Origin of the sequence: Micromonospora sp. HB375 (genome assembly GCF_017872985.1) — a bacterium.
Classification (GTDB): Bacteria; Actinomycetota; Actinomycetes; order Mycobacteriales; family Micromonosporaceae; genus Micromonospora; species Micromonospora chalcea.
On the sequence record NZ_JAGGJO010000001.1, the window covers coordinates 6722426 to 6735848 of the forward strand.

8 protein-coding genes and 1 pseudogene are annotated in these 13423 nt (G+C 73.5%); 2 read left to right on the top strand and 7 right to left on the bottom strand.

Going from position 1 to position 13423, the window contains the following annotated elements; translation table 11 throughout:
• Nucleotides 1-59: 59 nt before the first annotated feature.
• Nucleotides 60-1103 (bottom strand): DUF3068 domain-containing protein, encoded by a 1044-nt coding sequence (locus J3R08_RS30025; RefSeq protein WP_083297040.1) that lies wholly within the window; start codon nt 1101-1103, stop codon nt 60-62.
• Between the two features lie 135 nt (nt 1104-1238).
• Between J3R08_RS30025 and J3R08_RS32910 the strand changes: the two genes are divergently transcribed.
• Nucleotides 1239-2681, top strand: coding sequence for an acyltransferase family protein (locus tag J3R08_RS32910; protein WP_374102415.1), 1443 nt, complete (start codon nt 1239-1241; stop codon nt 2679-2681).
• 2061 nt (nt 2682-4742) lie between these two features.
• Here J3R08_RS32910 and J3R08_RS32915 read toward each other — a convergent pair.
• The 5 genes and pseudogenes from J3R08_RS32915 to J3R08_RS30050 all read right to left on the bottom strand — a co-directional run.
• A pseudogene (locus J3R08_RS32915) lies at nt 4743-6803 on the bottom strand (DUF3367 domain-containing protein); the annotation flags it as partial.
• The gene (locus J3R08_RS30035; protein ID WP_209963644.1) at nt 6797-8245 is read right to left on the bottom strand and encodes a glycosyltransferase family 4 protein; all 1449 of its coding nucleotides are present in this window, start codon (nt 8243-8245) and stop codon (nt 6797-6799) included. The pseudogene J3R08_RS32915 and the gene J3R08_RS30035, both read right to left, overlap by 7 nt.
• The gene (locus J3R08_RS30040; RefSeq protein ID WP_209963647.1) at nt 8242-9066 is read right to left on the bottom strand and encodes a glycosyltransferase; all 825 of its coding nucleotides are present in this window, start codon (nt 9064-9066) and stop codon (nt 8242-8244) included. Before J3R08_RS30040 ends, J3R08_RS30035 begins: the two co-directional genes overlap by 4 nt.
• A 9-nt stretch (nt 9067-9075) precedes the next feature.
• The gene (locus tag J3R08_RS30045) at nt 9076-9237 is read right to left on the bottom strand and encodes a hypothetical protein (RefSeq protein WP_157539048.1); all 162 of its coding nucleotides are present in this window, start codon (nt 9235-9237) and stop codon (nt 9076-9078) included.
• 41 nt (nt 9238-9278) lie between these two features.
• Nucleotides 9279-11018: a hypothetical protein gene (locus J3R08_RS30050; protein ID WP_209963650.1), complete on the bottom strand. Its 1740-nt coding sequence runs from the start codon at nt 11016-11018 to the stop codon at nt 9279-9281.
• 169 nt (nt 11019-11187) lie between these two features.
• Between J3R08_RS30050 and J3R08_RS30055 the strand changes: the two genes are divergently transcribed.
• Complete coding sequence (locus J3R08_RS30055) at nt 11188-12456, top strand: polysaccharide biosynthesis protein (protein WP_043327814.1); 1269 nt, start codon at nt 11188-11190, stop codon at nt 12454-12456.
• Here J3R08_RS30055 and nudC read toward each other — a convergent pair.
• Nucleotides 12353-13252, bottom strand: a complete 900-nt coding sequence (gene nudC / locus J3R08_RS30060; RefSeq protein WP_209963653.1) for an NAD(+) diphosphatase — start codon at nt 13250-13252, stop codon at nt 12353-12355. The genes J3R08_RS30055 and nudC overlap by 104 nt on opposite strands.
• Nucleotides 13253-13423 lie beyond the last annotated feature (171 nt).

Genomic DNA, 13423 nt, shown 5'->3' on the forward strand with positions numbered 1-13423 from the left:
GGCCGGCCGACCCGGGTGGGTCGGCCGGCCTGCTCGTGTGGTGGTGCGAGGGTTGGCGCTCAGGACTCCGCGCGGTCCGCGGCGTGGCGTCCGCCGGCGGGCACGGTCGGGTCGTCGTCGACCGGCTCCGCCGAACGCTGCGACGGCACGTCGTCCACCGGTCCGTCGCCGGCGTCCACCGGCGTCGCGTCGGGCCGGCGGCGAGCCGCGCGGACGATGATGAACAGGCCGAGCAGGAGCAGGAGCAGACCCACGACGCCGAGGACGATCGGCAGCACGGTGGTCAGCAGGTTGATCTGCCCACGCGCGTCCTTGGCCGCCTTGGCCTGCTGCTTCTGGGTGTCCTCGGTGAAGACGAGCGTGGCGTCGATGATCTTGATCTTGTCCGCGCCGGTCTCGTCACGCAGGGTCTGGAGCTGCTTCTCCTGCCCCTTGACGATGACGCCGCTGTCCGGCTCCACCCAGAGGGTGCGGGTGTTGGCGTAGAAGCGACCGGCCGTCACCGTGGGCTGGGCCGATCCGACCAGGTTGCCCGGCACGTCGATCTCGCTGATCTTGATCGGTTCGGCCGTCATCTCGAACTTGTAGACGGTCAGCCCCTGCAGCTTCTCGGTGCCCACGTACTCGGCGGGGTACGCCTTCCGAGCGGTGTTGTCGAAGTACTGGTACGTCTTCTTCTCCGTACCGAACGGGAAGGTGTAGGTGAGCCCCTCGTGCTTGAAGGGCGCGCCGTTGACCGCCTCGGCACAGCAGGCGACCGACTCCGCCGTACGCCGGTCGAGGGCGACCCGGTCCGTGCTGACCGTGATCTCCTTGCCCGCGTCGTCGATCACCCGGACACCGACGTTGAAGACCGTCCGGTCGGCGTTGCCGGCCTCGACGTCGCCGCGCACCGCGCGGTGGGCGGTCAGGTTGACGCCGCTGCGCTCGGCCAGCGTGCTGAAATCAAGAACGGTCGCGTTCTTCGCCTCTGAAACCGTTACCGAACTCTGGTCAAGGGGCACCTTGACCAGAGCGGGCGCGACGGCCAGCGGCGTCGCCACGGCCCCGACGATCAGGAACGCGCCTGCCGCCACCAAGATGGCACCCGACGTGGGTCGCATGAAACTCCTCCCCTTGTAAAGACTCGACTAGTCGGCTGACAGTACATGACGAGGCCGATTTCGGATATGGTCCGATGCGACCTCTCGCGACGTACTGACTCCGGGGGTGCAGCAGCCACCGGGCTGCGAGATCAAATGGATGTCGAGGGAACTGTGAGCCGACCCGTCAGACCGGACTCGAGCAACGGACAGGCGATCCTGTCCGCAACTAATACCGGCCGTTCGGACGGTTGGTTGCCCGCATTGGAAGGGCTGCGGGCGGTGGCGGTGATCGGCGTGGTCGTCCACCATGTCTCCTTTCTCAGCGGACTGACCAACTCCTTCGCCCACCTCGCAGCTGTGCTGGCCAGGCTGGATGTCGGGGTGGCGATCTTCTTTGCGTTGTCCGGTTTCCTCCTCTATCGGCCATTCGCACTCGCTGCCATTAACGGACAGTCAGGACCATCCGTTCGGCGATACCTCTGGCACCGCGCGCTGCGCATTCTGCCCGGGTACTGGGCAATGGCGATCGTCGCACTGACTTGGCTCAACATCGACTATCTGAAGTCCGTCTGGGACTGGGCGATCCCCTTTCTTCTGGCACAGATTTACGAGCCATTGCGACTCCCGGTCGGCATGGAGCAGACCTGGAGCCTGGCTACGGAGGCGACTTTCTACCTTGCGCTGCCACTGATAGCGGTGCTCGGCCGCCGAATGGGCGGCCGTACCCCGCTCGGGCGAGCCCGGCGCCAACTGGCGTTCGGTGCCGTACTCGTCCTTGCCGGCCTCATCTGGAATGCGTACGCACACGGTCCCGACTCGCCTCTACCGGGACTCGCGGTGCTCTGGCTGCCCGCCTTTCTCGACTGGTTCGGCATCGGCATCATGCTGGCCGTGCTCGCCTCGTGGCCCGTCGGCACGACCTCGACCCCGTTCCTCACCGGGCTGACCGGTGACGGGTCTGGGCGGGGCGACGAGGACCTGTGGTCCGCCACGCCGCGCGGCCTGCGCGTGTTCACCTTCGCCCCGGGAACGTCCTGGCTCATCGCCGGCGCGCTGCTCTGGATCGCGAGCACGCCCATCGCCGGCCCGCGCGGGGTCGAACCCGCCAAGCCGGTCGAGTCGGTCACCGAGCACCTGCTGTTCCTGCTCGTCGCCTGGTGCCTGATCGCCCCCCTCGTCGGGCCGGGGTCCGGCGGGGTGCCCCGCGCTCTCCTCAGCCACCGGGCGGTCATGTTCCTCGGCCGGATCTCCTACGGCATCTTCCTCTGGCACCTCCTCGCGCTCGAGGTCTGCTTCCGCCTGCTCGGATTCACCCGGATGAACAGCTCGTTCTGGGTTCTCCTCGCCGTCACCCTGGCCCTCACCGTCCCGGTCGCGACGGCCAGCTACTACCTCATCGAGCGGCCCGCGCGACGGCTGCGGCGGCTCGGTGGCCGCCGCCGGCCCGTGGCCGTCGAGCCCGACCTCCCGCTCCGGGCCGCGACGCCGGCGCCAGCGCTTCAGGGCGCCGGCCCGGCCGGCCTCGGAACTCGCCTCGTACCGGCCGCGGACCCGACGGAACCGCAACACGAGAGCGGCGACCGCCACGAGGAGTAGCCCGGTCGGCAACAGGACCAGTAGCTCCGCCACCCGTTCCGCGCCGACCCGGGGCAGCCACAGACGCTCGGTCCCGTAGACGGTGAGCCCCAGCGCGGCCGGCACCCAGATCCATGCCGGGCCGGGCGTGCGGCGCCGGTGCAGCGCCACCACCGCGGCGGCGCAGCCGAGCCCGACCAGGCCCCCGAGCAGCGCCGGCACCGCCACCGCGAGCAGCGGCGCGGTCGGCATCATCGTCGGCACCACCGGGTACGCGGGTCGATGGCGGCGCGCGGGAATCAGCGCCCCGACCATCAGCAGCACCAACAGGCCCCCGGCGACGAACAGGACGATCCGGTAGTGCTCGCCGGGCGTGAAGACCAGCTCGACGCGGCCGGCGGGACCGGCCGGCACGAACCATCCCTGCTTCCACCCGTCCAGGCGGGCCGCGATCAGCTCCTGCCCGTCGAGCGTCGCCCGCCAGCCGGCGTTGGCGTTCTCCGGAACCATCAGGTAGCTGCCGCCACCCGCACCGATCTCGATCGACCGGCGCTGGTCGTCCCAGTCGACCACGCTCAACGCCCGGCGCGGCGACGCGGCGACGACGGGCCGTTCGGCCGGCGTACCGCTGAAGATCACGCTGTCCACGACGAACCGGTCCGCCGGGGCGGAGACCTCGTTGCCGCCCGCCCGCAGCGTGACCTGCTCCGCGCCCGCCTTCGCGGCCCGGCCCGACGACGTAGCGGGAGCGCAGGCGCGGTAGCGCAGGGGCCGCAGGTCGCGCAGGTCGCGCAGCGTCCCGGTGGCCGTCGTCGGCACCTTCACCCCGTTGACCACGATGGTGGGCCCCGCGCCGCACGGGAGCGTCACCTCACGGTCGAGGCCGCGCGGCTGGTTCAGTTCGGGCACGCCCTGCACGTCCACGCCGCTGAGACCGACCGGCAGCGACTGCGGCTCGAACAGCGCCGTCGACCGGCTGACCCTCGGTACGGTAGAGGTCACTGCAACGGTGAGCCCACGGGTACGCAGAGCCGGGAAGCGGGCGACACCGTCCAGGTCGACAGTCACCTCCCGGATGCCGTCGTCACCGGTGATCCGGACCGTCCTGGGCGGCGCCGCGACGAGGCTCTCCGCGAACCGCAGCCGCACCCAGCTCACCTTGCGCGCGCTGGCCCAGCGCATCTTCACTGTCGGTTGCGGATCGCTCGGATCCGCCCACCAGGCCGTGCCGTCGTCCCCGTCCCCCAGCGACCTCGACGAGGCGACCGGGTCGGCGAACCACGAACTCGACGTCGTGAACGTCTCGCCGCCCGTCATCTCGTCGTACGCCGCGAGCGCGGTGGCGGGCGTGGCCCGGGCCAGGCCGGTCAGCTGGGTGGGGATCGCGGCCGGCAGGTCGAAGCGCCGGGGCACCAGCCCGGTCTCCTCGCCCTGCCGGATCAGGTCGGGAGCGCACAGGTAGTGGTCACCGGCGACCGCGCAGGCGGATCGATCGGTGGCCTTGCGGGCCAGTGCGACCACCTCGGGCGCGACGGCGTCGGCGGGCACCTCCGGCAGTCGCAGGTAGCGCTCGGGCGTCACCCCGGCGACACTCAGCTCCCGGATACCCGCCCGGCGGCCCGGAACGTCGGCGTCCGCGACATTCTCGACTGTCACCCGCAGCCAACTGCTCCGGCCGGCGGGCAGCGGCAACCGCGCCGTCGACCGGCCCGCGCCGGTCACCGGGTGCACCTGGGAACCGCCCTCGGTGCTGACCCGTACCGAGGTGACCGGCGCGCCGATCACCTCGTCGCCCATCACCTGCACCTCCACCGAGTCGGCCTCGATCGGGTCGGCGAAGCGCAGCTCGACCCACTGGCCCACCGGTTTGCGCGCGCCGTCGGACAACCACGCGGTGCCGATGTCGCCGTCGACGGCGGCGAAGGGTGTGGCCGACGGGTCGCGCAGCCCGGCCGGACCGGTGACGTCCGCCGCGCTGGACGACGCCCGGACGTCGGCCACCCCGGCGTACGCCGAGGAGGTGATCGACGACCGCCACGCCGGGTCGAGGATGTCGTGCTCCAGGCGCTCCAACTGGGTCGGGTCCTGCTCGGTCAGGGTCCGCGAGGTGTTGCCCCGGACCAGACCGAAGTCGACCTCCCGGTCCCGGAGGCTGTCGGCGAGCACGGTGCCGCCGTCGCTGACCAGCGGGGGGTCGCCGTCGAGGATCACCGGCCGGTTGCCCAGCACACCGGCGTCGCTGAGGTCCAGCAACGTCTCCGGCGCGCCGACCAGGTTGAGCGGCAGCGCGGCGTCGGTCAGCGTGGCCCGGGGCGTCGGCCGGTCCACCTCGTAGATCTCCACCGCCGGGTACGGCTCGTGCAGGCCGTAGTCCCACGCCCCGTTCAGGTCGGGCTTCACCCCGGACGCCGGGCCGAACGCGGCGACCCGGAACAGGCCCGGTGCGCTGTCCAGCGTGCGGTGCACGAGGACCGGCCAGGCGATGCCGCCGACCGGCTGGCGGAGGTCGTTGCGGACGAGCAGGTAGCGCACGCCGAGCCGGCTGAGCACGTCGGCCAGTCCGGGCGAGGCGGTGCCCGAGGCGAGCCGCTCGTCGATGGCGGAGAGCAGCCGCGAGTTGCCAGCCGATCCGCCCGGCACCAGCGCCCGCACCGCCCACGGCGAGTCCAGCAGCGGCTGCACCGGCTCGTCCAGCGGACGTCCCCAGTTGTACTCGGCGAAGTTGGAGCCGGGAACCAGCAGGGTGGTGCCCGGCCCGGCGTGCCGGTCGAGCCACCCGGTCGCCTGCCGCCAGTGCTCGGGCAGCGCGTGGAAGCCGCCGCCCGGAGCGAGTCCCGCCATCCCCGCGCCGCTGGTCACCGCCACGAGCGCGGCGGCGGTCGCGCCCAGCGCCACCCGCCGGGGCGCCATGTTCGTGGGGCGCGTGAAGCGGCGGATGAGCGCGATCCGGCCGACCGTGTCCAGCATGTGCGCGGCGGCCAGCGCAAGCGGCAGGCGGATCACGACGTCGAACTTGTGCAGGTTGCGGAGGGCGGCGAGCGGACCGTCGAGCAGTTCACGCATCGGCGACGCGAACGCGGCGCCCCCGGTCGACAGGTTCCCCGCGGTCAGGGCCAGCAGGCCGACCAGGGCGCCGACGAGCAGGAACCGCCGCTCCGGCAGGTCCCGACGGGCGAGCCCGGCCAGGCCGACGCAGGCGATCAGGGCGGTGAGCACGATCATCCACGGGGTGGTGACCAGCGCCCATCCCGCGCGCCACCACGGCACGCCGTCGACGGCCAGGTAACCCACCCAGTGGGTGCTGCCGCGTACCGCCGACGGGAGCGACGTCACGCTGGTCGTGACCGCCGCGCTCTCGGTGTACGGGAGGAACGGGAACCCGTAGCGCTGCAGCAACAGCAGCGGCACCAGCCACCAGAAGGTGGCCGCCACCATCGCCACCGTCCACCACGCCAGCAGGCGGATCCGCCGCCGGCCGGGCGCACGGGTCACCACGTAGAGGAACGCCGGCAGCACGGCGCACGCGACGGCCGCGCCGTTCGCGCCGCCCATGCAGACCACAGCGAGCCCGCTGAGCGCCGCGGCCCGCCGCAACGAACCGCCCGCGGCCCCCTTGACCAGTGGCAGCAGGACCCAGGGGGCGACGCAGTACGGCAGCAGTTCCAGCGAGACCGTGCCGACCAGGGACAGCGCCCGGGGGGACAGCGCGAAGATCGCGCCGGCCACCAGACGCGATCCCGGACCGCCGAGGTCGAGGGCGCGCGCCAGGCGCACCACGCCGGTGAGGGCGACGCAGAGCAGGGTCGCCATCCAGAGCCGCTGGACCAGCCAGGCCGGCAGGCCCACCGCCTCACCGAGCAGGAAGAACGGGCCCATCGGGAAGAAGTAGCCGACGGCCTGGTTCTGGAGCGTGCCGAACTGCCAGTCCCCGGTCCACAGGTGAGCCGCGCGGGCGAGGAAACCGCCCGGGTCCAGGGCCATGTCCAGCTTCGTCTCGGGCACGATGAGCCCGGGCTCCTGGGTGACGCAGAGACCGATCAGCGCGAGACAGACCAGCAGCTCGCGCAGGCGCCACACCGCCAGGGACACCGTGGCGCTCGGAATTCCGGGGGTACGGCGAGCGGTCGACCAGGCGGTCAGCACTGCCGTACCGGAACGCCGGTGAGCAGTTCGTCCGCTCCGGCGTTCCGCTCGTCGATGTCGTCGGCTGCGACCCCGGCCCGCAGCAGCGCCTGCCGGACGGCGGCCGGCTCGGCGGCCGGCACCAGGAGCAGCAGGTTCTGCCCGTCGATCGCGACGTGCCGGGTACGCGGCAGGAGCGGCGCCACCCGGGCCAGAAGGCGTTCCGGCTGGTCGGTCCGGACCACCACCGACGTGTTCCCGGCGGCCCAGGGCAGCGGGCGCGGCGTCAGCAGATCCCCGAGGACCGCACGCACCCGCCGGCCGGTGTCGGTCCAGCGGAACGAGCCGCTCCACCGCCGGCACTCCGCGGCCATCCGGTCCGGCTCTCCGGGCGTCGCCAGGGAGTCCAGCGCGCGGTCGAGGCCGGCGGCCAGGTTCTGCGCCGGATCCCCACCCTCGTCGACCAACCATCCGGTACGGCCCGGCCGGACCGCGTCGCGCAGCCCGTCCACGTCGAAGGCGACAGTGGGCAGCCCGGCGGCGGCCGCCTCCACCACCACGAGACCCCAGCCCTCACCCCACGAGGCGGAGACGTGCAACCAGGCGGCGGCCAGCAGGGCGTCCCGCTCGGCGGCGGGCAGGTGGCCGTGCACGGTGACCATGTCGTTCAGCCCGCGCTCGTCGACCAGCCGGCGGACGCTCGCCGCGTCCGGCCCACCGCCGACGATGTCCAGACGCAGGTCGGGCCGTTGCGCCCGGAGCCGGGCCACGGCGTCGACCACCAGGTCCACCCGCTTGTGCCGGGTCACCCGGCCGACGCAGACGACACGTGGCCGGTCGGCGCGGGTCACGCCCGCGGCGGCCGGCCGGGACGCGTCGGCGCCGTTGGGCGCCACGACCACCGGGCCGGTCCAGCGCAGCCGCTCCCGGATCGCCACCGCCGTCGAGGGGGAGACCGCGAGCGTCACCGCGCGGCGGTAGACGCGCCGGGCGACCGGTCCCTCCAGCCAGGCGCCGAAGCGACCCACGACCGGGCCGAAGTACAACCGGAACTGCCGGTCGTGCACGTGGTGGATCACGCAGATCACCGGCACGGCCGCCGGCAGGACCGCCGGACTGAAGAACGGGATGCCGTTCTGGCAGTCCACCACCGCGTCGAACTGCCGGCGGTGGCGCGCCAGCCAGCCCAGCACCCGGGGGTAGATGGTCCACCGGCCGCCGGTACGGACGATCCGGATGCCCTCGCGGACCTCGTCGCCGGGCTGCCCCTTCGGGCGCGCGGTGACGAAGGTGACCTCCGCGCCGGCGGTCACCAGGTCGCGGGCGACCTGCCAGGCGTACACCTCGGCGCCCCCGGCGTCAGGATGCCAGGGGTCCTTCCAGTTGAGCACCACGACCCGGCGGCCCACCACGGTGGCGTCGGTGGTGGGTGCCGCGTCGGTAGAGGGTGTTCCGACACTCACGGCCGCATTCCAACGGCGGCCGTGCCGCCGGTGACGTCCGGCGTGACCGGAAGCGTGACGAGTGGCATCACCGGGGCGACGTCGGCGCCACGGAGCCACCAGTTGATCTTCGCGACGTCCACGAAGCTCTGCCAGCCGTGCCGGATCGGTGAGAAGCGGGAGCCGGGCACGTCCACCCAGCTGACCGGAATCTCCACCAGGCGGGCGCCCGCCCGCTCGGCGCGGCCCAGCACCTCGACGTCGAACGCGAATCCACCGCACCGCAGGGGCGCGAAGACCCGCCGGGCGACGTCGTTGCGGAAGAACTTGAACCCGCACTGCGTCTCGCTGACGCCGCGCACCACCTGCCGCACCGCGCCCCGGAACGCCACCGCGCCCCAGCGTCGCAGCACGCTGTGCCGCTCCTCGACGACCGACTCGGGGTGGGCTCGCGACCCGACCACCGCGTCCGCGCCGTCGTACAGGAGATTGAGCACCTGGGCGAGAGCGGCCGGCGCGGTGGCCAGATCGGCGTCACAGAAGCCTACGTAACGGGCGTCGCTGGCCAGCACACCCCGACGCACCGCGAAGCCCTTGCCCGGTTCGCCGCACCAGAGCAGGCGGACCGGAACCGGGCCGGGCGGCGCGTTCACCACCACGGCACTCGTCCCGTCGTCGCTGGCGTTGTCCACCACGGTGACCCGGCAGGGCACACCGAGTTCGGCCAGCGCCGCCCGGAGCAGGACCAGGGTGTCGGGCAGCCGGAGCGCCTCGTTGTACGCGGGCACCACGACGTCGAGTACGACCAGTTCTGACGAGACGTCAGGAGGGGGGACCTCCATGCCGCACCGTCAGCGCTCGCCGTACACGATGATGGGCTGCTCCACGCTCGCTGGCTTGCTGTTGCTGTTGCCGAGGGTGGACGCCCCGATCGAGACGGCCAGGATTCCCAGCACGGCACCCACCGCCGCGGCGACTACCGCGGTGAGGAGGGGATTGAAGGATGCCTTCATCGATGATCCCTTCGGAAAAAGGTACCGAAGAGTAACATGCGTCACTGCCGCTTGACCCGGTGCGAAAGGGCGATCACCAGGGTGGCCCCCAGTACCGAATACCCCAGGACCGGCATTATGCCGATGCGACCGGACGAGCCGGAGAAATCGGAATCCGGCAGACGCAACAGCGTCAATGCCCCGTCCCGCCGGACCAGCTCGGCGCTCACGAGCCGGCCCTCCACCTGCGCGGCGTCCGGTTGGTCCGTCTGCACGAGCACATACCGCACCCCGAGCCGGCGCAGAGCCGGTCCCGGATCACCCGGCGCCGCCAACGCCGCCGCCACCCGGTCCGCCTCCCGGCTCTCCCCACGGATCCGGTCCTGGCCGACCAGCACGTCCTGGTCCCCGACCACCGGCCGGCGGAACGCCCGCGAGGCCGGATCGAGCACCGGCACGTTCCCCGCCCACGGATAGGCCCGGAACGAGGACCAGGGCAGCGACACCAGGGTGCCCCCGGCCGGATCCCGGTTCACCTCGGCGCGCACCGCCGCCCACTCCGCCGGGTACCGCACCGTGTCGAACTGACCACCGAGACCCCACGCCAGACCGGGCATGAGCAGCACCGGAGCGACCACCAGCAGCGGGGCCAGCGCCCGGGCGCCGGTCGTCACGAGCGACTCCACGAGCATCCCGAGACCCACCGCCTGCACCAGTGCCAGCGGAGCGAGCAGCCGGGTGCCGTCCCGGACCGCGCCGGCCAGCGGAACGTGCTCGACCAGCGCGACCATCCCCTGCGCGCCCAGCGACCACGCCGGCGCCACGGCGACCACAGTGCCCAGCACCGCGCCGGCGAGCAGACCCCACCAGGCCGCCGACGGCCAGCGGCGACGGGTAAGCACGTACCCCCACAGCGCCGCGCCGGCCAGCGTCAGTGCGATCAGGGCGACCGCCCACTGGTCCCGGCCGACCGGCACGGCGTTCCGGCTCCACACGCCGCCCAGAGTCGCGACGCTGCCGAGCACGCCGAGTGGCGTGTCCGCGCGGACCGCGAACGCGGCCACCCCCCGCTCGTCGACGTCGACGGCGCCGCCCCGGCTCAGCAGCGCGAGCCACCACGGAGCGGTCAGGCCGGCCAACGTCGCCGCCCCCGCCACAAACGCCCGCCACCGGCGCGCCAGAGCCAGCGCCGGCGCACAGGCGAACACCGCCGCCAGCACCATCGCCGGGCCGCCCAGCACCACCGCGGCCCCTCCGGCCACTGCGGAACGCCGCCCCGGGCCGGTGCCCTCGGGCGGCGGCCGGAGCACCCCCAGCACCCAGGCGAACGCCCAGGGCAACGCCGCGAACCCCGCCACCACCGCCCACTGCCCGAGGTGCAGCCGCCCGTACACCCAGGGGTTCCAGACGTACGCGAGCCCGGCGGCGACCCGCGCCAGCGGATGACCGACGGGCGCCAACCGCGCCGCGCCCACCGCGGCCAGGACGAGACAGCCGGCCAGGAGCACCTTCTGGGCCACGTCTGCCGGGACGACCTGCGACAGCCCGACCGCGAGCAGCTCGCTCGGTACCGCACGCGGCAGTTCGGAGCCGCTGCCCCAGACCACCGCGCCGAACGGCGGGTCCGGCACGAACACCAGGTCGTACCGGAGGACGAAGCCACGGCGCAGCACCGGGCCGAGGATCGCGACGACCACGCCGACACCGAGCGCCGTCTCCGGCCACCAGCGGCGCAGCGCGACGGCGGCCCGCGACAGCGCCGGACCGAAGCTCGGTGACGCTCGACGCACACGGACCCCCATGAACCTGGACGGAAGCGGGCCCGACGTCGCACCCGGGGCTCCGGACAGCACTCTAGGCACAGGGCGAGTACGGACGGTAGCTTGCCTCACGACGTCGACGAGCGAGCCGCGACGACGACGCGAGGTCCGAGGCGAACCCGCTCCACCGGCGACACCGACATGAGGCGCGATGACAGAGACCACGGCAGGGCCCGGCGCGAGCCGCCTGGGAACCGCCGGCGCGGCCGTCGCGGTCGCCGCGATGGCGACGAACGGGCTCGCCTACCTGCTGCCCATGCTCGGCGCCCGGTACCTGCCGGTCGAGGAGCTGAGCGTCCTCGCCACGACGCTGGCCCTCGTCGCGATCGCCGGGGTCGCCGGCGTGGGGCTGCAGATGGCGGTCGCTGTGCACCGGGCCCGCCACCCCGGCGCGCCGACGCACCGGGTCAGCCTCGTCACCACGGCGGTCGCCGGCGGCGCCGTCGTCGTGGCCGCGCCGCTGATGATCACCGGTCTGCGGCTGTCGTCGACCGTCGTGGCGCTGGTCGCCGGCACCACTGTCGCTGTCGTCCTGGCCGCCCGGTGGCTCGGCGAACTGCAGGGTGAGCAACGCTTCGTCCGTCTCGCCTGGGCGATGGGGGTGGTGGCGCTCGGGCGGTACGGCGGCATGATCGTCGCGCTGGTCCTCGGCGCCGACGTCGTGGTCACCCTGCTCGCCGGCATGCTCACCGCCTGGCTCGTGCTACCGGCGCTGGCCTGGATCGCCCGCCCCGACCGGCCCGCCGGGAACGACGTCGCCGCCACCATGCGGATCCGGCAGGTGGCGAGCGCCGGCACCGCCGCGCTGGCGATGCTCGCGGTGTCGTACGCCGACCTGATCTTCGCCCGCCAGCTGCTCTCGCCCGCCGACTCCGGGGCGTACGCGGTCGGAACCGTGCTCACCAAGGGCGCGCTCTGGGCCCCCCAGGTGATCGTGGTGCTGGCGCTGCCCCGGCTCGCCGTGGGAGACAACCGGGTCCGTACCGTCGTGCTCGCCATCGTCGCCGGCTGCGGCGTCGTGCTCGTCGCCGCCTCGGCCCTGGCCGGCGGGTTCGCGTTCCGGCTGGTGGGCGGCGAGGACTACACGTCCCTGGGGAGGTACGCCCCGTTCTTCGCCGCCACCGGCGCGCTCTACGCACTGATCTTCGCGGCCGTCAACGCGAAGATCGCGGCGGGCGCGCGCTGGCCGTCCGCGCCGCTCTGGGTCGCCGCGGCCGTCCTGGCCGTGCTCACCACCACCGTCGCGCCCCGCACGTTCCAGGGCATCATGTGGTGCGCGCTCGCCACCGCCGCGGGAACCGCGCTGGTGATGGTGTTCAGCCCTCCGCGAGCCAGTCGCCCAGCAGCCGGTGATCGATCGAGTCCACCCGGCCCAGCGGCCGCCCTGCCGCGACCCGCGCCCGCAGCTCCGCCCGGCTGAACCAGCGCGCCGCCAGCAACTCCACCCCGTCGACCCGGACCTCCTCGGACACGGCGACAGCCCGGAAACCCGCCATCAGCCCGGCGGGAAACGGCCACGCCTGCGACCCCTGGTAGACCACGTCGGTGACGGTGACGCCCGCCTCCTCGGCCAGCTCCCGGCGGACCGCGTCCTCCAGGCTCTCGCCGACCTCGACAAAGCCGGCCAGCGTCGAATAGCTGCCCTCGGCCGCGCCCGCGTGCCGGGCCAGCAGGCAGCGCCCGGTCCGGCCGGGCGCCTCGACCAGCACGATCACGGCCGGCTCGATCCGGGGGAACCACAGCCGCCCGCACTCCCCACCGCTACAGGTCCGCATGTGCCCGCCGCCACCGGCCACGGCCCGGGCGCCGCACGCGCCGCAGTGCCGCTGCTGCCGGTGCCAGAGCAGCAACCCCCGGGCGTACGCCTGCACCGCCGCCCCGGCCGGGTCGAGCCGGCCCACGAGCGTCCGGACATCGACAGCGCGCGTCGCGGCGGCCAACTCGACGGCGGCCCGCTCGCCGAGCGCGGAGAGATCGGCCGCGAACACCGCGACGTCGTCGTCGAGCCCCAGGAAGACGGTCTCCCCGGCGGCCGACCGGACGCGGGACGCGTGCTCGCCGGTGAGCCGGACCGGACCGGCCGCGTCGACCAGGCAGCGGTCCCGCCACAGCGGCAACACCACGCTCACCGGATCGGCCAGCCGCCCGGCCAGCCACTCCGCGTCACCGCGCAGCGTCGCCGCCCGGTCGAGCCACCCACCGCCGTACGCCAGCACCCGCTCACCGTGCCACGATCCGCGCCCGGGCGCGGCCCCGAATCGGGTGATCGGGCCGACACCGCCGAACCCCCGACACGACGCCGGGCCGGAGACTCCCGGCGCGCCCGGGCGTTGGTTACCGTAGGTGTCTCCCGCGGGGGAAGCGGTCCCCGCGTGTACTTCCGATCG